This window comes from Agromyces sp. Y782, from assembly GCF_059445405.1.
Genome location: NZ_JCAIUG010000001.1, coordinates 2,017,857 through 2,037,441, shown reverse-complemented (window position 1 = coordinate 2,037,441; position 19,585 = coordinate 2,017,857). Strand labels below are relative to the sequence as shown.

17 protein-coding genes are annotated in these 19,585 nt (G+C 69.6%); 8 read left to right on the top strand and 9 right to left on the bottom strand.

Going from position 1 to position 19,585, the window contains the following annotated elements; translation table 11 throughout:
- Nucleotides 1-17 precede the first annotated feature (17 nt).
- From AC1C2S_RS09355 to AC1C2S_RS09335, 5 genes are all read right to left on the bottom strand, one after another.
- Nucleotides 18-1,271, bottom strand: coding sequence for a C45 family autoproteolytic acyltransferase/hydrolase (locus AC1C2S_RS09355; protein ID WP_495352247.1), 1,254 nt, complete (start codon nt 1,269-1,271; stop codon nt 18-20).
- A gap of 7 nt (nt 1,272-1,278) precedes the next feature.
- On the bottom strand, nt 1,279-3,024 hold the full coding sequence (locus tag AC1C2S_RS09350) for an ATP-binding cassette domain-containing protein (RefSeq protein WP_495352246.1): 1,746 nt from the start codon (nt 3,022-3,024) through the stop codon (nt 1,279-1,281).
- Between the two features lie 2 nt (nt 3,025-3,026).
- A complete protein-coding gene (locus tag AC1C2S_RS09345; RefSeq protein ID WP_495352245.1) occupies nt 3,027-3,953 on the bottom strand; it encodes an ABC transporter permease in 927 nt (308 codons plus the stop codon).
- Nucleotides 3,950-4,993, bottom strand: a complete 1,044-nt coding sequence (locus AC1C2S_RS09340) for an ABC transporter permease (protein ID WP_495352244.1) — start codon at nt 4,991-4,993, stop codon at nt 3,950-3,952. Before AC1C2S_RS09340 ends, AC1C2S_RS09345 begins: the two co-directional genes overlap by 4 nt.
- A gap of 113 nt (nt 4,994-5,106) precedes the next feature.
- Complete coding sequence (locus AC1C2S_RS09335) at nt 5,107-6,972, bottom strand: ABC transporter substrate-binding protein (RefSeq protein ID WP_495352243.1); 1,866 nt, start codon at nt 6,970-6,972, stop codon at nt 5,107-5,109.
- Nucleotides 6,973-7,347: 375 nt separating this feature from the next.
- On the opposite strand from AC1C2S_RS09335, the gene AC1C2S_RS09330 reads away from it, so the two are divergent.
- The 5 genes from AC1C2S_RS09330 (at nt 7,348) to AC1C2S_RS09310 (ending at nt 12,036) form a co-directional block, all read left to right on the top strand.
- Nucleotides 7,348-7,824 (top strand): Lrp/AsnC family transcriptional regulator, encoded by a 477-nt coding sequence (locus AC1C2S_RS09330; protein ID WP_495352242.1) that lies wholly within the window; start codon nt 7,348-7,350, stop codon nt 7,822-7,824.
- Nucleotides 7,825-7,951: 127 nt separating this feature from the next.
- Complete coding sequence (locus AC1C2S_RS09325) at nt 7,952-8,836, top strand: ABC transporter ATP-binding protein (protein WP_495352241.1); 885 nt, start codon at nt 7,952-7,954, stop codon at nt 8,834-8,836.
- Entirely contained in the window at nt 8,833-10,071 is a 1,239-nt protein-coding gene (locus AC1C2S_RS09320) for an ABC transporter permease (RefSeq protein ID WP_495352240.1), read from the top strand. The genes AC1C2S_RS09325 and AC1C2S_RS09320 overlap by 4 nt, the downstream gene beginning before the upstream one ends.
- Nucleotides 10,072-10,218: 147 nt before the next feature.
- Complete coding sequence (locus AC1C2S_RS09315) at nt 10,219-11,292, top strand: threonine aldolase family protein (RefSeq protein ID WP_495352239.1); 1,074 nt, start codon at nt 10,219-10,221, stop codon at nt 11,290-11,292.
- Nucleotides 11,293-11,442: 150 nt separating this feature from the next.
- Nucleotides 11,443-12,036 (top strand): nitroreductase family protein, encoded by a 594-nt coding sequence (locus AC1C2S_RS09310; protein WP_495352238.1) that lies wholly within the window; start codon nt 11,443-11,445, stop codon nt 12,034-12,036.
- A gap of 123 nt (nt 12,037-12,159) precedes the next feature.
- Here the strand turns inward: AC1C2S_RS09310 and AC1C2S_RS09305 are convergent, their stop codons facing one another.
- The gene (locus AC1C2S_RS09305; RefSeq protein ID WP_495352237.1) at nt 12,160-13,917 is read right to left on the bottom strand and encodes a S8 family serine peptidase; all 1,758 of its coding nucleotides are present in this window, start codon (nt 13,915-13,917) and stop codon (nt 12,160-12,162) included.
- Nucleotides 13,918-14,081: 164 nt separating this feature from the next.
- A complete protein-coding gene (locus AC1C2S_RS09300) occupies nt 14,082-15,131 on the bottom strand; it encodes a zinc-dependent alcohol dehydrogenase family protein (protein ID WP_495352236.1) in 1,050 nt (349 codons plus the stop codon).
- Nucleotides 15,132-15,301: 170 nt separating this feature from the next.
- On the opposite strand from AC1C2S_RS09300, the gene AC1C2S_RS09295 reads away from it, so the two are divergent.
- Together AC1C2S_RS09295 and AC1C2S_RS09290 are read left to right on the top strand one after the other, a co-directional pair.
- Nucleotides 15,302-15,814 (top strand): hypothetical protein, encoded by a 513-nt coding sequence (locus tag AC1C2S_RS09295; RefSeq protein WP_495352235.1) that lies wholly within the window; start codon nt 15,302-15,304, stop codon nt 15,812-15,814.
- 93 nt (nt 15,815-15,907) lie between these two features.
- The gene (locus AC1C2S_RS09290; RefSeq protein WP_495352234.1) at nt 15,908-16,771 is read left to right on the top strand and encodes a hypothetical protein; all 864 of its coding nucleotides are present in this window, start codon (nt 15,908-15,910) and stop codon (nt 16,769-16,771) included.
- Here AC1C2S_RS09290 and AC1C2S_RS09285 read toward each other — a convergent pair.
- Nucleotides 16,757-17,815, bottom strand: a complete 1,059-nt coding sequence (locus AC1C2S_RS09285) for a hypothetical protein (protein ID WP_495352233.1) — start codon at nt 17,813-17,815, stop codon at nt 16,757-16,759. The genes AC1C2S_RS09290 and AC1C2S_RS09285 overlap by 15 nt on opposite strands.
- A 307-nt stretch (nt 17,816-18,122) precedes the next feature.
- Nucleotides 18,123-18,617: a hypothetical protein gene (locus AC1C2S_RS09280; RefSeq protein WP_495352232.1), complete on the bottom strand. Its 495-nt coding sequence runs from the start codon at nt 18,615-18,617 to the stop codon at nt 18,123-18,125.
- 183 nt (nt 18,618-18,800) lie between these two features.
- Here AC1C2S_RS09280 and AC1C2S_RS09275 point away from each other — a divergent pair, with 183 nt between their 5' ends.
- On the top strand, nt 18,801-19,583 hold the full coding sequence (locus AC1C2S_RS09275; protein WP_495352231.1) for a sigma-70 family RNA polymerase sigma factor: 783 nt from the start codon (nt 18,801-18,803) through the stop codon (nt 19,581-19,583).
- The last annotated feature ends 2 nt before the right edge of the window (nt 19,584-19,585 follow it).

The window sequence follows — 19,585 nt, the reverse complement described above, 5'->3', positions numbered from 1 at the left end:
CGCCCGCCCGAACGCCGTCACACCGTCGCTTCGATCTCGAGCGCTCGCCCGCGTGCGAACGCGGCGAGGCCACCCGTCCACGGTGTGCTGCTCGCTGACTCAGGTGTTGATGCGTCTCGCGCATCAGTAGTGGAGCCGCTGGGGATCTCGTGGCTCAGTCCGCCCGGTCGGCCCGGTCGGCTCGGCACTGCGCCAGGGCCCGGTCGGCCCCGTCGGCACGGTCGGCCCGGCACTGCGCCAGGGCCCTGCACGATGATGCGGTCGTTCGCGAGATCGGCGACCGTCGTCGTGAACGTGAAGAGCTCGGCGGATCGGTTCAGCACCCCGTCGGAGCGCAGGGCGGCGAACACCGATTCCGCGTCGCGGGCGCCGCCGTGTCGTTCGTCGGGTCGCGCCTCGAGTTGCCCGCGCAGCCGCGCGCCGCGCGTGCGACTCTCGATGAGCGACTCGTCGCTCGGCTGCATGCCCGGCGCCGGACGCTCGACGAACCGCAAGTGGTTCGTGTGCCAGAGCCACGACTCGGCCTCCGAGGCCGAACGAGACACCACGACCCCGGCGGCGTTCTCGATCATGACGGCCCGGCCGGACTGCCGGTCGGCGATGTTGAACGAGAATCCACCGGCGCACGGCACCGACATCACCCGTTCGATCGCCTCAGCACCCGAGTGACTCCGCTGCGCGTGGCGGGCGACGAAGTGCCGCCCCGCGCCATCCGTGTCGGGCTCGACGACCGGCAGGTGATCGAGCCCCCAGACGGTGCCCGCGTCGCTCACGACGAAGGAATTCGCGGGCAGGAATCCCGGGTACCAGACGACCGTGACCGTCGGGTCGCCCTCGATCGCGAGGGTCACGAGGCAGACGTCATCGGCCGAGGCGCCGTCGCCGTCTTCGTTGTGACCGATCACGAGCGCAGCGGATGTCGCGAGCGAGACGTCGCTGCATCCGGTGCCGTCTCGGCCGAGGTCGCCGCGCAGGTTGTAGACCCACAGCTCGAACGGGGGCAACCCAGCGCCCTCGGCGAGCAAGTCGAGCTCGTGCGACTCGACGGGGCAGAGCCGGCGCGTCGACGCCTCGATGCGGCGCATCCGGTCGCTCACGGCCTCGCGCTCGACGCGGGTCATGAGCTTCGACCACTGCGAATCGGAACGCGCCCGAATGTCGCGGATGCGCTCGGCGAAGTGCGAGCCGAGCTCGCGGAAGACCGTGTCGCGATCGCCCGTGACGACGACCCAGGGCAGGCCGGACACCGGCGGGTTCGCGTGAACGGTCATGCTCGGGTCACGAAGCCGTCGCGAGCACGCCCTCGCGGCCCACGATCTTCGGGGCCGCGGCGAGCAGCTTCTTCGTGTACTCGTGCTGCGGGTCGAGCAGCACCGACTCGGTCGTGCCGCGCTCCACGATCTCTCCGTGGTACATCACGGCGACCGTGTCGGCGATGTTCCAGGCGAGACCGAGGTCGTGCGTGATGACGAGGGCCGAGAGGCCGAGCTCGTCGCGCAGCCGCAAGAGCAGCGCGAGGATCTCGCCCCGGGCGGAGGCATCGAGCGAGGCGACCGGCTCGTCAGCGATGAGCATCTGCGGATTCATCGCGAGAGCCCCGGCGATCACGACGCGTTGACGCTGACCGCCCGACAACTCGTGCGGGATCGCCTCGAAGAAGTGCTCCGCCGGCATCAGCTCGGCATTCTCGAGGCTCGCGGCGACCTGATCGCGCTCGTCGCCCGGGTAGCGCTGGATGCGGAGCCCCTCTGCGACGGCCTCGTAGACGCTGAGCTTCGGGTTCAACGCCGCCGACGGGTCCTGCAGGATGAGCTGCACCTGCCGACGGAACTCGCGCAGGCGCTTCGTCGAGCGGCCGAGCGGTTCGCCGCGGAAGAGCACCTGTCCGCCCCGGTCGGGCGGCTCGAGCCCGAGCAGGGTTCTCGCGAGCGTCGTCTTGCCCGAGCCGGACTGGCCAACGAGTGCGACGATCTCGCCGCGACGACAGGCGAGGTCGACGCCGCGCACCGCCTGCACGGTCTTGCCGCGCGAGCGGAAGGTGACGCTGAGGTTGCGGGCTTCGAGCAGCACCGCGTTCTCTGCCTCATCTTCCGCCACGGGTTCGCTCGCCCGCTCCGCGGCATCCGCTGCACTGATCGCCGGCGTGACCGCGGCGGTGACCGGTACCGCGATCGCGCCCGTCGCCGTCTCGCCGCGGCGGGTGACGGGCTTCAGCCGCGACGCGGGGTCGCCGATCGTCGGGAAGGCGTCGGCGAGTTGTTTCGTGTACGCCTCTTGCGGGTCGGTGCAGATCTGCTGCGACTCCCCGACCTCGACGAGCACGCCGTCACGCATGACGGCGATGCGCTCGCACGCGGTGGCGAGCACCGACAGATCGTGGCTGATCATGAGGAGCGAGATGCCGCGCCGAGTCACGAGGTCTTTCACGACCTCGAGGATCTGCCCCTGCACGATCACGTCGAGCGCCGTGGTCGGCTCATCGGCGATGATGATGTCGGGCTCGCACGCGAGCGCCATCGCGATCATGACACGCTGCTTCTGCCCGCCCGAGAGCTCGTGCGGATACGAGGCCGCCTTCGCGAGCGGCAGGTCGACCTGGCCCAGCAGCTCTGCCAGACGGGCCTTTCGCGCGTCTGGACTGCGCCACGCGTCTTTCACGTGCAGCTCGAGGGCCTCGATGATCTGCTGGCCGACGGTTCGCACGGGATTCAGCGAGTGCATCGCCCCCTGGAAGACGATCGCGACCTCCGACCAGCGCAACGCGCGCAACTGGCCGAAGCTCAGATCGGAGACGCTCTGATCGCCGACGCGCACCTCGCCGTCGATCACCGCATTGTCGGGCAGCAGCCGCAGCACGCTCATCGCGAGCGTCGACTTGCCGGAACCCGATTCGCCGGCGATGCCGAGGGTGCCGCCCGCGGGCAGCGAGAGGCTCACGTTGCGCACGGCGGCGATGTCGCCGCGACCCCGCGACGCGGCGGTGCGATAGGTGATCGAGACGTCGTCGAAAACGAGATCGGGCATGATCAACGGCTCCTGAGGGTCGGGTTCACGATGGATTCGAACGCACGACCGACGAGGGTGAACGCCAGAACCACGAGCACGATCGCGAGACCCGGGATGACGACGTACCACCAGTAGCCGCTCGTCGCGGCCGAGACATCCATCGAGTCCTTCAGGATCGTGCCCCACGATTGCTGGGTCGGGTCGCCGAGGCCGAGGAAGGCGAGCGTCGACTCGGCGATGATCGCCGAACCGACCGTGAGGGTCGTGTTGGCGAGCACGAGCGGCAGCACCGCCGGGAAGAGGTGCTTGCCGATGATGTGCCAGTGCCCCGCGCCGAGTACTTGGGAGCGCTCGACGTACGGGCGGGCCTCCACTGCGAGCGTCTGGGCTCTCACGAGGCGGGCGGTACTCGCCCACGAAGTCACGCCGATGGCGATCACGATCGTGAGCACGCCGCGAGAGAGCACCGACGACAGCACGATGGCCAGCACGAGCGAGGGCAGCACGAGGAAGAAGTCGACGAAGCGCATGATGATGCCGCCGGTGACGCCGGTGAAGTGGCCGGCGGCCATGCCCACGAGAGTGCCGATGACCATCGACATCGCCGTCGCGGCGACGCCGACGAGCAGCGAGGTGCGCGCACCCCAGATCATGCGCACCCAGAGCTCGCGACCCTGATGGTCGGTGCCCATCGGATGCTCCCACGACGGCGGGGCGAACCTCGGCTGGTCGGTGAGCTGCGTGACGTCGAGCAGCGAGCGGTCGGCGATGACGGGGGCGAGGATCGCGAGGAGGATGACGACGCCGAGGAAGATGAGCCCCGACATGCCCGACGCGCTCGCGCGGAACTCGCGCCAGAGCTTGGCGGCGGAAGCACGGCGTCGTCGACCGGCCACCTGCCGGGTCGTGAGCTGGGCGGCGGGCCGCGTCTGTTCGGCGGTGCTCATGCGCGCCTCACTCTCGGGTCGAGCTGCCGATAGATGAGGTCGGCGATGAGGTTCATGACGATGATGATGGTCGAGAAGACCACGAAGGTTCCCTGCAGCAAGGGCATGTCAGGGCCGCTGATGGCCTCGTACGTGAGTTTTCCGAGACCGGGCCACGAGAAGACCGTCTCGACGGTCACGGCGCCGGCGATGAGCCCGCCGATGTGCATGAAGACGAGGGTCACTGTGGGCAGCAGGGCGTTCGGCACGGCATGCCGACGACGCACGAGATCGTCGCGCAGCCCCTTCGCACGCGCCGTCGTCAGGTAGTCGGAGGACTTCTCCTCGAGCAGCGATGCGCGCATGACCATGAGGTACTGCGCGAAGACCACCGCGACCATCGTGACCACAGGAAGCACCATGTGCCGGGCGACGTCGACGACGTAGGCGAAAGAGCCCGGCTCGAGGCCCGGGGTGGACATGCCACCCGTCGGGAACCACCGGAGCGTGCCACCGAAGATCATGAGCAGGATCAGCGCGAGCCAGAACGTGGGCACCGACCACAGGGTGAGCGAGGTGCCGGTGGCGACCTTGTCGAAGAGCGAGCCGTTGCGCCAGGCCGCACGCTGGCCGAGCCACAGCCCCAGAGTGATCGCGATGATCGCGGCGGTGCCGGTGAGCAGCAGCGTCGGGCCGAGATACTGCCCGATGAGCTCACTCACCGAGGTGCGGTAGACGTAGCTCTGACCCAGATTGCCGGTGACGATGTTGACGAGGTAGTCGATGAACTGCTGGGTGACGGGCTTGTCGAGGCCGTACTGCCGCCGGAGCTCGGCGATCTGCTCGGGACTCATCGGGCGTTCCTGCGCGATGCGCCGCACGGGATCGCCCGGCAGTACCCGGAAGGCGAAGAAGCCGAGCAACACGACCATGACGAGGCTGATGAGCGCCCCGCCCAGCTTGGAGCCGAGGTAGCTGAGGAACGACGAGCGTGCCGGCGCTTCCTCTGCGAGCTTCTCGTCGTGCACCGCGGCGTTCACGGGGGTGATCGTGTCTGTCATTCGCGCTCCGTCCTCCTTCTCTCTTCCCTTGCGCCCGATTTCTCTTGCGCCCGACACCGCTCGCCCGGCCGGATGCCGCCAGTGGCGACATCCGGTCGGGCGATGCGAGAACGCTATTCGCGATCGCCCGCGGTCTTGCGACGTCGCACGATCACGATCGCGACGACACCGGCAGCCACGACGAGCACGCCGAGGCCGATCCAGAGACCGATCGCCGGGCCGGAGTCGCCGGTCGACGAAGAGGCCTCATCGGAGACCGGCTCGACCGTGAGGTAGCCCCAGTACCCGGCCTGGTTCGCGATGATGCCGTTCTCTTTAGGCTGCGTCGTGTAGCCCGTGAAGCGGTCGGAGCGGTAGGCCTCGAGTGCCTGGCCGTACCAGAGGGTGATCTGCGCGACATCCTCGTAGTGCATGCGCAGCATGTCGTGCACGAGTTCGGCGCGCTTGTCCTCGTTGAGCTCCGAGTGCTGTTCGGCGTAGAGGGCGTCGAACTCGGGGTTGCAGTAGCCGTCTTGACTCGTCGCGCCGTTGCCCTCCGCGTCGGGTCGCGATGCGCACAGGTTGAGGCCGAGCTGGTAGTCGGGGTCGGGGTTGACGCTCCAACCCGAGAAGTACAGGTCGTAGTCGCTGACGGAGGTGCGATCGGAGATGGTGTCGCTGTCGGTCGTCTCGAGCTTCAGCTCGACGCCGATGTCGGCCATCCACGGCACGAGGTACTCGGCCGTCGTCATGTCGATGATGTCTTCGGCGTCGGCGAGCAGTCGGATCGAGAGCCGGTTGCCGTCCTTCTCACGGATGCCGTCGGCACCGGCGACCCAGCCGGCACCCTCGAGCTTGGCGATCGCCGCATCGGGGTCGAACGAGACGATGGCCTCGTCATCGTCGGGCAGGTGCCACTTCTCGAACGCGCTCGGGATGAAGCTCGTCGCGGGAGCGCCGTAGCCGCCGAGCACGTTCTTCAGCAAGGACTCCTGGTCGATGCCGAGCCGGATCGCCTCGCGCACCGCGAGCTCCTTGAGCGCGGGGCTGCCGGTGCCGTAGGCGACGCCGTCGGGCGTCTCGGCTCCGGCGTTCACGCTGAGCGAGGTGAAGCGACGACCGGTGCCCGCCTGGGTCGTGACGCCCTCTTCGCCCTCGAGCGCGGACATCTGGGTGTCGGTGAGCCCGGTGACGAGGTCGACCTCACCGGCCCGAAGGGCCTGGATCTGCGCGTCGGAGTTGGTGTAATAGACGTACTGGATGCCGTCGATCTTGGGGCCGCCCCGCCAGAAGTTCGGGTTCGCCTTCAGGGTGATCGACTGGTTCGCCGAGTAGCTCTCGAGCGTGTACGGCCCCGAGCCCACGACATCGGCGTCGTTCTCGAAAGTCGTGGGGTCGTCGACCTCGGACCAGATGTGCACGGGGAGCACGGGGATCTCGGCGCCGGGGTTGGGCGCCTGCGGCGTCTTGAGGTTGATGACGACGGTGAGGTCGTCGGGCGCCTCGACGCTGTCGAAGTTCGACACGAGGTTGCCGTTCGCGGTGCCGAGCATCGGGTCGTTCATCATCGACTCGTAGGTGAACTTGACGTCCTCCGAGGTGATCGGCTCGTCGTCGGACCACTTCATGCCCTCGTGCAGCGTGAAGGTCCACGTCATGCCGTCGGGGCTGGCCTCCCACTCTTCGGCGAGACCCTCGGTGGGCGAGCCGTCTTCGGCATCGTTCTGCACGAGGCTCTCGTAGACGTAGCGGATGATGTTCGTCGGCGTGAGGTAGATCGAGATGAACGGGTTGAACGTGTCGACGAAGCCGGCTGTCGCGATGCGGAGCGTCTTCGCGTCGGCGTTCGCGGATGCAGCAGGGCTCGCGTCGCTCGCGATCGGCGCGGCGAACGAGGTCGCCGCGGGGCCGACGGCCAGACACGCCGCGAGGGAGACGGCCGCAACGGTGGAGAGACCACGTCGCGACCTTCCGTTTCGGGGGGTTGGGGTAGCGCGCATACGTTTCATATTCCTTCGCTGATGGGGTCGGACATGTTCGCAGAACTCGGATCTGTAGCAAGGGAACATGATGGGGAGACGGCGTGTCAACCGCGAAGATGCGATTCGTATCGGAATTTACAGGTCGGCAACATTCCGGCGTGGGGCAAATGACTCGGGCGAACATCCGTATCAGATGAATCGTGCTCGGAATTTTGCCGGAATCGGGCAACGCAATCGAACCTGACCGCAATCTGCCGCATTCGACGGAGGGAGACACTCGAACCTCGTGTCGGTCGAGCCGGGCTCCGTTGCTCCAGGCTGAACATCTGAACCCTATCTCATCGATTGCGAGATCCGAACCCCGGGTGCGGGGCGCGCACTATGGTGGAGCGCATGGCCGAGCTGCGCGCGACACCACAACTCGACAACGACATCGATCTGCGCATCGTCGCGGCACTCGCCGCCGACGGCCACGCGACGCTCGCGACGCTGGCCGCAGTCACCGGCCTGTCGACCTCCGCAGTGCAGTCCCGCGTGCAACGGCTCGAGCAGCGGGGCGTCATCACCGGTTACCGCGCCGTCGTCGACCCGCAGGCCGTCGGCGTCCCCCTCACCGCATTCCTCGAGATCACGCTCACCGGACCGGCGCCCGCCGGTGATCTCGGCGAGCTTCTCGGCGAGCACCCCGAGATCGAGTCGTGCTACGCGATCTCGGGCGACGCGAGTCATCTCGCCATCGCCAAGGTCGGCACGGCGGCCGAGCTCGACGAGCTGCTCGTGCGCATCCGCTCCACCCACTCCGTGCAGGTGCGCGCGACAATCGCACTGCGCACGATCTTCGAGGGGCGCCCGCCCTCGACCCTCGCCTGAACGGGCGCGCCCAGCGCGCCCGACCGCGACCGTCTCCCCCTCGCGACGGAGCCGCCGCCATGCGGGCGCGAGCAAGACCCGTCGCACGACGGATGCCCCGGCCACGCGGCATCCGTAGCGTGAAGCCATGCTCGAACTCAACGACGTGACCAAACGCTACGGCGAGCGCCTCGCCCTCGACCACGTGAGCTTCACCGTCGGAGACGGCCGCCTCACCGGGTTCGTCGGCGGCAACGGCGCCGGCAAGACCACGACGATGCGCATCATCCTCGGCGTGCTCGCCTCCGACGGAGGCACCGTCACGCTCGGCGGCGAGACCCTGACCACCGCAGACCGGCGTCGCTTCGGCTACATGCCCGAGGAACGCGGCCTGTACCCCAAGATGCGCGTGCTCGAGCAGACGGTGTACCTCGCACGCCTGCACGGCTGGAGCGCCGCCGCCGCCCACCGCAACGCCCTCGAGCTGCTCGAGCGCCTCGGCCTCGGCGAGCGCACGAACGACACCATCGAGTCGCTCTCGCTCGGCAACCAGCAGCGCGCGCAGATCGCGGCCGCGCTCGTGCACCGCCCCGAAGTGCTCGTGCTCGACGAACCCTTCTCGGGCCTCGACCCGATGGCCGTCGAAACGGTGCAGGGCGTGCTGGCCGACAGCGCGGCATCCGGTGCCCCCGTGCTCTTCTCCTCGCACCAGCTCGACATCGTCGAACGCCTCTGCGACGACCTCGTCATCATCGCCGGGGGACGCATCGCCGCCGCCGGCACCAGCGACGCCTTGCGCGCCGAGCACGGCTCGGAACGCTGGGAGCTGCTCGTGGCGGGCGACGTCGGCTGGCTCAGGCAGCAGCCGGGAATCCGGGTCGTCGCCTTCGACGGCGGCTGGGCTGTCTTCGAGGCCGAGACGGATGCCGCTCGGCAGGCCGCGCTCGCCGAAGCCGTCAGCCGCGGCGAGGTCGTCAGTTTCTCGCGCGAGCAGACCACGCTCGCCCAGATCTTCAAGGAGGTCGTGCTGTGAGCACCGGACCGGACAACACCGCTGGTCGAGGCTCGGATCGAGGAGGCGCGCAGCGCCCTATCGAGATCGCGAGCGAAGCGAGCGTATCGAGACCCGGCACCAGATCTCGGTACGGTGCTGGCGCGCCTACTCGACCGACAGGGGGCGACGAGCGCCGCGCCCCGAGTTTCGTCGACACCGTCAGCCTCGTCGCGGGGCGCGAGGTCACCATGCGCCTGCGCAGCAAGGCGTTCCTCATCTCGACGGGCATCCTCATGCTCGCCGTGCTCGCCTCGGTCGTGCTCGGCAGCATCTTCGGCGGGCAGTCGCAGTCGCCGAAGGTCGCCGTGGTGGCCGGAGCGACCGACGTCGTCGCGGGCAACGAGTCGCTCGAGGCCGTGCCCGCGGCCGATCGAGACGCGGCGGAGCAGATGCTGCGCGCCGGCGACGTCGAGGCGATCGTCGCCCCCGCGGCATCCGAACCGCTCGGCGTCGTCGTGATCGGCCTCGACTCCGCGCCGAACTCGGTCGTCTCGGCGCTCTCGGTGAACCCGACGGTCGAACTCCTCGACCCGGCGGCGGTCGACCCGACGCTCGCCTACCTCGTCGCGTTCGGCTTCGGCATCGTCTTCTTCATGTCGGCGATCACGTTCGGCTCGACGATCTCGCAATCGGTCGTCGAGGAGAAGCAGACCCGCGTCGTCGAGATCCTGCTGTCGACGGTGTCGGCGCGCGCGCTGCTCACGGGCAAGGTGATCGGCAACAGCGTGCTCGCGTTCGCCCAGATCCTCGCGATCGCGGTGCTCGCGATCCTCGGGCTGATGCTCACCGGCCAGCAGGTGCTGCTCGGCGTGCTCGGGGCATCCGTCATCTGGTTCGTGGTGTTCTTCGCGATCGGATTCGTCATGCTCGCCGCGCTCTTCGCCGCGAGCGCCGCCCTCGTGTCGCGCGCCGAAGACATCGGCTCGGTGACGACGCCGGTGACGATGCTCGTGATGGTCCCGTACTTCCTCGTGATCTTCTTCAACGACAACCCGGTCGTGCTCGCGATCATGAGCTACGTCCCGTTCTCTGCGCCCGTCGGCATGCCGATGCGGATCTTCCTCGGCCAGGCCGAGTGGTGGGAGCCGATCGTCTCGCTCGTGCTGCTCATCGCGACCACGGCGCTCGCCGTCGTGATCGGCGAGCGCATCTACCGCAGCTCGCTGCTCAAGACGGGTGCGCGGGTGCCGTTCGCCGAGGCGCTCCGCGGCTGAGCCGGGGCTCCCTTCGCCCACGCCGCACCTCACGCGCCGTCCGCGGTCATCGCGCCTTCCGCGGTCATCGAGAGTGCAGTTGATGTCGGGTTCCGCTGCGAATAGCGACATCAACTGCACTCTCGGCGCAGGTGGGAGGATGGTTCGGTGACTGAACAGCTCCACGACACCTCCCTCCGCGGCTTCGCCTCCGACAACTACTCGGGCGTGCACCCCGCGGTGCTCACGGCCATCGCCGCCGCCAACGACGGCCACCAGGTCGCCTACGGCGAAGACGTCTACACCGAACGCCTGCAGCAGGTGTTCGCCCGGCACTTCGGCGCGGGCATCGAAGCGTTCCCCGTGTTCAACGGCACGGGCGCGAACGTCACGGGGCTGCAGTCGATGCTCCCCCGCTGGGGTGCGGTGATCTCGGCCAGCACCGCACACATCAACTCCGACGAGGGCGGCGCGCCCGAGCGCGTCGGCGGCATCAAGCTGCTCACCGTACCCGCGCCCGACGGCAAGCTCAACCCCGAGCTCATCGACCGCGAGGCGTGGGGCTGGGGCGACGAGCACCGCGCACAACCCCTCGTCGTCTCGATCACGCAGACCACCGAGCTCGGCACCGCGTACACGGCCGACGAGGTGCGCACGATCGCCGACCACGCGCACGCGCACGGCATGAAGCTGCACATGGACGGCGCGCGCCTCTCGAACGCGGCCGCCACCCTCGGCCTTCCGCTCCGAGCATTCACGCGCGACGCCGGGGTCGACGTGCTGAGCTTCGGCGGCACCAAGAACGGTGCGCTCGGCGCCGAGGCCATCGTGGTGCTGAACCCCGACGCATCCGAGGGCCTGAAGTACCTGCGCAAACTCAACATGCAGCTCGCGTCGAAGATGCGCTTCGTCTCGGCGCAGCTCATCGCGTTGCTCGAGGGCGAGCTCTGGCTCGAGAGCGCCTCGCACGCGAACGCGATGGCCCGGCGCCTGCGCGACGCGCTCGACGCCGGCATCGCCGCGGGCGAGCTGCCGGGCCTCGGCTTCACGCAGCAGACCCAGTCGAACGGCGTCTTCGCGACACTGCCCGCGGGCGTCGCCGACCGGCTCCGCGAGCGGTTCCGCTTCTACGACTGGGATGCCGCGCGCGGCGAGGTGCGCTGGATGTGCTCGTTCGACACGAGCGAGGCCGACATCGACGCGTTCGTCGCGGGCATCCGCGAGGAGCTCACCCGCCCCTGACGGGAGCAAGCGCACGCACGCGGAGCCACGACGGAGTTGCGCCCGCGCCGTGAACATGCAAAGACATGGAATAGTGGACGCCGCAGCGCGTTGCGTTTGACGGGACGACGATGCCCCGGCATCCGTTCCTCCCATGAAAGCTGCGCGAACATGACGCTCATCACCGACATCACCTCCCGTCGCGCCGAGACCGACGCTCCCCTCATCGCGCCGCTCGTCGAGCGATTCAGCCCTCGCGCCTACGACCCGGCGGCCGTGATCGATCCCGCGTTGATCCGCACGATCCTCGAGGCCGCACGCTGGGCGCCGTCCGCGAACAACGTGCAGCCATGGCGCTTCATCGTGGCCCGCCGCGGCACCGACGCCTTCGCGAAGCTGCACGCTGCGATGCTCGGCTTCAACCAGGCGTGGGCCGACTCGGCCGCACTGCTCATCGCGAACATCGCCGAGACCGTCGACGCCGAGGGCCGTCCGCGCCCGTGGGCGCGCTACGACCTCGGCCAGGCGGTCGCGCACCTCACGGTGCAGGCGCAGCACGAGGGCCTGCACACCCACCAGATGGGCGGCTTCGAGGGCGAGAAGATCCGCGAGTCGTTCGGTCTGGCCGAGGGCCTCGAGGTCGTCTCGATCACCGCGATCGGCGTACTCGGCGATGTCGACGCCCTCCCGGAACCGCTCCGCGAGCGCGAGGGCGCGCCGCGACTGCGCAAGCCCCTCGGGGAGCTCGTGCTCGTCGGCGAGTAGCTGCCGCGCAGCGTCCGCGCGTTGCTTCCGCGAGCGCAGCGAACGCGCTCACGAGCCCGTCGACGCACGAAAGGGGCGGATGCCGCGTCGCCGCGACATCCGCCCCTTCTTCAGTAGGACCGTTCAGCGACCGATGGCTGCGATCGCGTTCACGATTCCCTTGCCGTAGAACCCGTTCGGCGAACCGGCGCCCTCGCAGGTGTGCGTCGCCGTGAGTGTGGCGCCCGCCGGCGTGTGCCGCGTGTAGGTGAACTCCGCGGGCACCGGGCAGGCCGTGTCGACCGCACTCTGCGCGAGGCGCCACTCGACGATGCCGGGTGCCAGCCACTTGCCGTGGAGCCCCCTACGAAGGTCGGGCAGCCCGTACTTGCTGACGATCAGCGCGGCGACACCCGCTGCGTGCGGGGATGCCATCGATGTGCCCTGCAGGTACTGGTAGTACCCGCACGTCGTACCACTCGCATCACAGCTCTTCACGACGTAGTCGACGGTCGGCTCGCCGTTCTCGTCGATCTCGCCGTTCGCCTCGGCCAGCGACTTCGGGTACGCGGCGAGCGCGCCCTTCGTGACGTCGCGGGTGTTGTCGGCCGTGTCGTACACGTCTCCGCCCGGCGCGGCCACGTCGATGTAGCCGTTGCCGTAGTCGGAGTAGTACGCCTTGCGCTCGGAGATGCCCGTGCTCGACACCGAGATGACGCCATCACCCTCTGACGGCATCGAGGTGCACGTCGCCGGGTCGAGCAGGTCGCGGGTGTACGCGACCTCTCCCGGCACATCGGCGAAGTCGGGGCTCGACGCGTCGCTCATCGCCTTCGTGTAGTCGGTCGCCCCGTTGCCCGCCGCGGAGACGAGCGTCACGCCCTTGGCGCGTGCGAAGTCGAGCGCGCGCTGCATGGCCGTGATCACGGTCTGCTGCTCCTGCTGGTCTTCGGGCGAGTCGGCCGGGTGGCTCGTGCAGTTGAACAGCCACGGGTCGACGTAGTAGCTCATGTTGATCACGTCGATGCCGTTCTTGCCGGCGTAGGTGAGCGCGTCGACGGATGACTGCAGGAAGAAGTAGCCCGAGTCCTGACCCGCGCGCAGGTTCACGAGCGTCACGTTCGGTGCGACACCCGCGATGCCCAGACCGTTGATCGGCGAGGCGATCGTGGAGGCGACGTGCGTGCCGTGCCCGTTCTCATCGACATCCGCCGGGTCTTCACAGGACTGGTCGGGGTCGTCTTCGCACGCCCCGTCGACCTCGACGCCGTTCGCATCGAACGGAACGTCGACCGTGAAGTTGCGGCTGAGGGCGGCGTCGAAGTTCGGTGCGATGTCGGGGTGAGATCCGTCGACACCGGTGTCGAGGATGCCCACGAGCACCTTCTTCGATCCCTTCTCCCACTTGTAGGAGCCGTCCATCGTCGCGCCGATCTGCTGCATGTCCCACTGCAGGTCGGCGAGCGGCTCTCCGGGCCGGCCCGTGCCGTGCCGGTCGGAGGTCGGCGCCGTGGCTGCGGCGGCTTCGGCGCGCCCTTCGGTCTCGACGGCATCGGTCTTGCGAGATTTCGCGTCGGAAGCGTGCCCGTCGGACACGCCGGCGATGACGCGGTTCTTGGCGGTGCCCTCGATGGCCCCCTGCGCGGCGGCTGCTGCGGCGAAGCCGGCCTCGCTGGTGACGACGGTTGCAACGCCGACGTCGGTGTTCTCACCGACGATGGTGCCTCCTGCGGCTTCAACTGCGACTCGCGCCTGCTCGCTCGAGGTTCCCTCGGCGAAGAGCACGACGAACTCTTGTTCGCCCGTCGACTCCGATGTGGCAGCACCGGCAGGTGCGGCCGCGAGTGCGGTGACGGCGAGTGCGAGTACGGCGCCCGCTGCGATCGATCTGATCCGTGGCATGAATACCCTCCTTCTGTGGCGGATTGTCCGCCATGCTGGCACACGGAGGGCGCCCCCGGAAGAGGGTCATGCGGAATCGCAGATGCTGCGGAATCGGCGACGACCGCGGCCGCCGTGGAGACCGTTCAGGGCGTGAGCCCGGGGCATCCGCTCGCCGGTTCAGCTCACGGGCGCAGCATCACCTTGATCGCGCGCCGCTCGTCCATCGCGGCGTACGCCTCGGCAGCCTCGGCGAGCGGCAGCTCGAGATCGAAGACCCGGCCGGGCTGGATCGTGCCCGAGCGCACGTCGGGCAGCAGCTCCTCGATGTAGCCGCGCACTGGCGCGACGCCGCCGTTCACGCCGACGTTGCGGTTGAAGAGGGGGCGCACCGGCAGCTCTGGACCGCCGTTCGGCACGCCGACGTAGCCGACCATGCCGCCCGGGCGGCTCGATCGAATCGCCTGGTCCATCGACTCCTTGGTGCCGACGCACTCGAGCACGCGATCGGCGCCGATGCCATCGGTGAGCTCTCGCACGCGGGCGACGCCCTCGTCACCGCGCTCGGCGACCACGTGCGTCGCCCCGAAGTCGCGGGCGAGCTCCTGGCGATCGGGATGCCGCGACATCGCGATGATCGTCGTGGCGCCGAGCCGCTTCGCCGCGATGATCGCGCAGAGACCGACCGCGCCGTCGCCGACGACGGCGACCGAATCGCCCGGCGCGACCCCCGCCGACACCGCGGCGTGATGCCCCGTGCCCATGACATCGGAGAGCGCGAGCAGTCCGGGCACCTCGGCATCGGCGACCGGGCCGGGCACGACGACGAGGGTGCCGTCGGCGAGCGGCACTCGCACGCGCTCGCCCTGCCCGCCGTCGGCGAATGCGCCGTGACGGTCGTCGCCGCCCCACCATCCGCCGTTCAGGCACGAGGTCGAGACGCCGTTGCGGCAGTTCACGCACGTGTTGTCGCACACGTAGAAGGGGGCGATCACGAAGTCGCCGACGGCGACCAACGAGACATCCGCCCCCACTGCCTCGACCACGCCGATGAATTCGTGGCCGATGCGATGCGGCGCCCTCGTCGGCGTGATGCCGCGGTACGGCCACAGATCGGAGCCGCAGACGCACGCCGCGACGACCTTCACGATCGCGTCGTCGCCAGTGGAGAGTACCGGGTCGGGCACGGTTTCGACCCGGATGTCGCGGGCCGCGTGGATGACGGTGGCAAGCATGCTCCGAGCATACGACCGGCCGAATGCCGCTCGCGAGATCACGACCGAACGCGCCGCTCGACTTCCGACGAGCGGAGGACTGTGTTTCAGTGGGGGGATGTCCCCCCGCATGCCGTGTCGATCACCTGCCCCCGCACGACCGACGCGCACGCTCCGAGCCCGCATCGACCGTGACTGCTGACCACGGGCTGGGATGGTACGACCCCGAGTCGCTCGATCCCTCCCAACGCCGTGCGACGTCCGCCTACCTGCGGTTCCGGCGCCCGATCGGCGTCGTCGGCCAGGGCGAACGGAACGACGTCTTCCTCCGCGAGCTGACCGTGCGTTCGGCGGCGACGTTCGAGGTCGAGGGCATGGAGTCGTGGGGCATCCTCGAGACCGTCGAGCACGGCGCCCTCTTGGTGCCCGTCGAGCTCGCCGCCGCGGCCACGGTTCCGAAGGCCCCCATCGGCCTCCGCCGTCTCGCCGCACGCATCGGTCCCACCCGGCGACGACTCGAGACGGCGCAGGCAGCCATCGAGGATCGCCCCGCCGTTCGCCGGTTGCGCGGCCGGTTCATCGCCGCGGCCGTCGCGCATGCCGCACTGCACCGGCAGCTCGAGGATTGGTCGGCGACCCCGGCAGACGCGGCCAACCCGGCAGACGCGGCGAACCCGACGGACGCCTCGCACCCGGCGGAGTGAGCGGCACGCGGGCTCGACGCTCGACGCCGACCGCGGCGGTATCGTAGGCTCGCGGCCGACGCACCGGTACGGGAGACGGCCGGTCGTGGGGGAGTGACGGTGGAAACCGAGGCGGCACGACGGCTTCGCGAGCGGATCGACACGCTCCGCGGGCTCGATGCGACGCGACTGGATCGCGAGATCTCGGCCCTGCTCGGGGAGCTCGACGAACGCACGCGCCGGTGGGCACGATCGCTCTGCGCCGCCAACTCCGACCGCACCGGCTCGCATGTCGACGACGTGCACAACGTCATCCGCATGGAGATCGCGCTGAAGATCCGTGCGCATCTCAGCACCGCCGAGCCGTCGCCGGTCGACGACTTCAACGCCCTGTTCCGGCGCATCGCCTCACGCGCGGCGTATGCGTACTTCCACTCGTCCGCCTACACCGGGCTGCGCGGCGGCAGCGGGGCTGCACGACGCTCGTCGACGATCCACGCGGTGCGGGGGGAACTCGCCATCGCCCTGGGCCGACCGCCGTCCGACGCCGAGGTCGTGGCCGAAGTGAACCGCAGGGCGCAGCTCACTCGCAGCGACCCCGCCAAGCAGGGTGCACTCGTCACGTTCGCCGATGTCTCGCCGACCTCGTTCGTCTCACTCGAGCTGCTCGCCGAGGGCGCGCGCGGGCCGTGGAATGCCGACGCCGATGCCGGCGATCGGCTCGACCGCCTCGATGCCGAGCGTCTCATCTCGCGCATCCTCGAGGTCTGTCGAGCGGTGTCCCCGACCCTGGGCGAGGTCGCGCGGCTCTGGATCGGCGACGCCCTCGCGGACCCGCCCGTGGTGCGCACCGACGCGGAGATCGCGGAGACCCTCGCGCTGAGCCTTCCCGAGGCGAGTCGATTGCGAGACGGATGCCGCACGATCGCGACGCTCATCGGCGATACCGAGTTCGGCGTCGCCTCACCGTTCGGGTGAGCGGGCACAGATGAGCGCGCGCGGCTGACCGACTGCGAGGTCGCCCACCGGCGCGGCTGCGAGGTCGAACATCGGCCCAGTCGCGCGACCGGTGGCCTGCACGAGCGCCGAATTCCAGAGTCGGGTCGCGAAGGTCGTGCGAGTGACGAGGTATCGGGCGATCGCATCCTCACCGTGCTCACCGGGCTCGTCGAATGGCGCGAAGAGCGCGACCGTCGCGCGTGATCGCCGACCACTCAGGTGGTCGCGGCACGCCACGAGGATGCCGTCGGGCAGACCGGCGACGTACGCGCGCAGATCCGCGGCGACCCGTCGATCGATGCGCCCGGGGATCGCGCGCGGCAGGTCTTCGTCGGCGGCGACCGCCGACCAGAGCTCAACGCGCAGCGCGGCCTTCGACGACAAGCCGAGGTCGAGTTCGTCGAGCAGTCGGTCGCAGGCACCGGCGGCGCCCGCGTAGCCGCGCTCCAGCATCGCCCCCGACCGCAGCGCGACGGCGTCGACGAAGTCGGCGTAGTGCTCATCGATGGAGGTCGGCTTCGTGAACCCCTCGACGAGGTGGAACTGCTCGACCGGGCGGTGACGCGGGCTGAAGTCCGGCCCGAGGCGCACTTCCTCGGCGAGCGCCGCAACCGCCGAGCGGGAGAGCGACCGCCCGGCTCGTGCCTCCGCCTCCGCGACGCGCTCCTTCAGGATCTTGAGCGCTTTCGCGGTCTCGTGCCGCACCGGGCCGTTCACGAATCGCGAGCAGACCGTGGTCGCGATCCGCTGCACGACCGCGCCGGGAACCGGATGCCCCTGGTCGACGCGCTTGACGAGTTCGAGCAGGGTCTCGCCGATCGCGTCCTGCACGTCGGCATGGGAGAGCCCCACTCGTCGCCGCAGACCGCGGACCGCCCGGGTGACCTCGGCGACCAGCGCCACGGCGGCCCTGCGTTGCACCTCGGTATCGGCGGTGCCCGCGAGTTCCGCACCGAAGTCGCGCGGGGTCGTCGGCTCCGCCGGTTCGGTGCCCTGAGCGGGCGGGTCGATGATGATCGTCATACCCTTCACGTGTGCGGCGGCTCCATTGCCGGGGTGCACGCGCCGCGACATCCGCGATGCATGGTGCGGGAGCGTGAGTCGCACCGCGCGCGACACCGGTCGCGACTGTCGGATGTCGCGTGCGGCCATGTCGCGCGATGCACCGACGCGTTCGGATAATTCACATCCCCGTCGAGGCGATGGCCTTCGCACTGGCGGCTCGGTGAGCCGGATGGGTAGCGTCGCAGTCAGCGGAACCCGGCCCCTGAACCGGCTCCGCTGAACGGTCCGATCGAACCGCGAAATCGCTGCGCGGGGGGTGTAACCCCTAATTCCGCCCCCCGCGCAGCGACAACGGCTCCGGCTCCGGGTCGTATCCGCGAAGCAGCTCCGCTCGCCCGGCGAGGAGGCTCGCCCGCATCGCCCGATGCTCCTCGAGCAGTCCGCGGAGCGGCTCGTCCGCCGGCGCGGCGACCGCCGAACCCGACAGTCGCACGAACGCGAACGAGCTCGCGAACGGCACGACGACGAGCACGACCGTCAAGATCGCGAGCCACGCGACCGGCGGCGCACTGAGCGGCTTCATCACGACGAGCGCGAGCGCCGCGACGACCGCGGTCGCGACTCCGCTCAGCAGGGGTGCGAGCGGGGTCGCCGACTCGCGACCGCGAGGCAGGGCGGCGACGCGCGACTCGGCACGCTCGACGCACGAGTCGACCAGCGCGATCGCGCGATCCCACGACTCGACTCGCGATCGCGACGTCGGCAGGTGCGCGCCCGGCCGGTGCGACTCGGGACAGAGGGGGTCGGGTGGGGAGAGCACGGAGACCGGCGATGGATGAATCGGTCCCCGTGCCATGCGGTGTCGGGACGCCGCCGTGGAAGGGCTCATGCAGTACTCGTGCGCGGCAAGCGCAATGCCGCGCATGTACTCAGCGTCGGTTGCGATCGGCGGCGCACACGCCGTCGACCGGAGACCGCGCACCGAGATCTGAGGGGAACCCCGGTGAGCACCACTCCACGAGATCGAATGATCGTCGAGCACTTGCCGCTCGTCGGATTCCTGGTGTCCAAGGTCATGGCGGGGGCGACGCACCTGTCGCGCGATGACCTGGCGCAGGCCGGCGCGCTCGCGCTCGTCCAAGCCGTCGACGCGTACGACCCGGCACGCGGCGTGCCGTTCGGCGCCTATGCCCGCGAACGGATCATCGGAGCGATCCGCGACGAGATGCGCGCGGTGGACTGGGCCAAGCGCTCCACCAGGCAGACCATCAAGGCCACGCTCGCCGTGCAGGAGCAGCTGACGGCGGCACTCGGGCGCGGGCCGACGGTGTCCGAGCTCGCGGGCGCTCTCGGGGTCGACGAGGCGACGGCGGCAGAGCACGCCGGTCTCGCCAATCGCCGGATCGGCCCGTTCGACGAGACCTTCGCGGGCAATGAGAGCTCGGAGATCCAGCTGCCCGAGACCGAAGCGATCGTCAAGGAACGCGTCGAGTTCGTGCGGAAGGCCGTGCACACGCTCCCCGAGCGCATGCGGTACATCGTCGAAGCCGTCTACTTCCACGATCGAAGCGTGACGGAGCTCGCCGCGGAGCTCGGGGTGACCCACTCCGCCGTCTCCCAGCAGCGCGCGGAGGCGCTGCGGCTCATGCGCCTCGGTGCGGTCGGGTACTTCCGGGAAGAGCAGGATCTGCCGCTGGAGGCGCCAACGGGTGCACGGGCACGCGGATACCTCGCCGAGCTCGGCGACCGCCTCACGGTGCGCTCGGACTCGACCCGCTTCGCCTAACG

Excerpts from the sequence above, each read along its gene's own strand:
- AC1C2S_RS09285 (WP_495352233.1), bottom strand. The coding sequence starts at position 17,815 with ATGACGATCATCATCGACCCGCCCGCTCAGGGCACCGAACCGGCGGAG.
- AC1C2S_RS09325 (WP_495352241.1), top strand. The coding sequence starts at position 7,952 with ATGCTCGAACTCAACGACGTGACCAAACGCTACGGCGAGCGCCTCGCC.
- AC1C2S_RS09335 (WP_495352243.1), bottom strand. The coding sequence starts at position 6,972 with ATGCGCGCTACCCCAACCCCCCGAAACGGAAGGTCGCGACGTGGTCTC.
- AC1C2S_RS09330 (WP_495352242.1), top strand. The coding sequence starts at position 7,348 with ATGGCCGAGCTGCGCGCGACACCACAACTCGACAACGACATCGATCTG.
- AC1C2S_RS09350 (WP_495352246.1), bottom strand. The coding sequence starts at position 3,024 with ATGCCCGATCTCGTTTTCGACGACGTCTCGATCACCTATCGCACCGCC.
- AC1C2S_RS09300 (WP_495352236.1), bottom strand. The coding sequence starts at position 15,131 with ATGCTTGCCACCGTCATCCACGCGGCCCGCGACATCCGGGTCGAAACC.
- AC1C2S_RS09340 (WP_495352244.1), bottom strand. The coding sequence starts at position 4,993 with ATGACAGACACGATCACCCCCGTGAACGCCGCGGTGCACGACGAGAAG.
- AC1C2S_RS09310 (WP_495352238.1), top strand. The coding sequence starts at position 11,443 with ATGACGCTCATCACCGACATCACCTCCCGTCGCGCCGAGACCGACGCT.
- AC1C2S_RS09305 (WP_495352237.1), bottom strand. The coding sequence starts at position 13,917 with ATGCCACGGATCAGATCGATCGCAGCGGGCGCCGTACTCGCACTCGCC.
- AC1C2S_RS09345 (WP_495352245.1), bottom strand. The coding sequence starts at position 3,953 with ATGAGCACCGCCGAACAGACGCGGCCCGCCGCCCAGCTCACGACCCGG.
- AC1C2S_RS09355 (WP_495352247.1), bottom strand. The coding sequence starts at position 1,271 with ATGACCGTTCACGCGAACCCGCCGGTGTCCGGCCTGCCCTGGGTCGTC.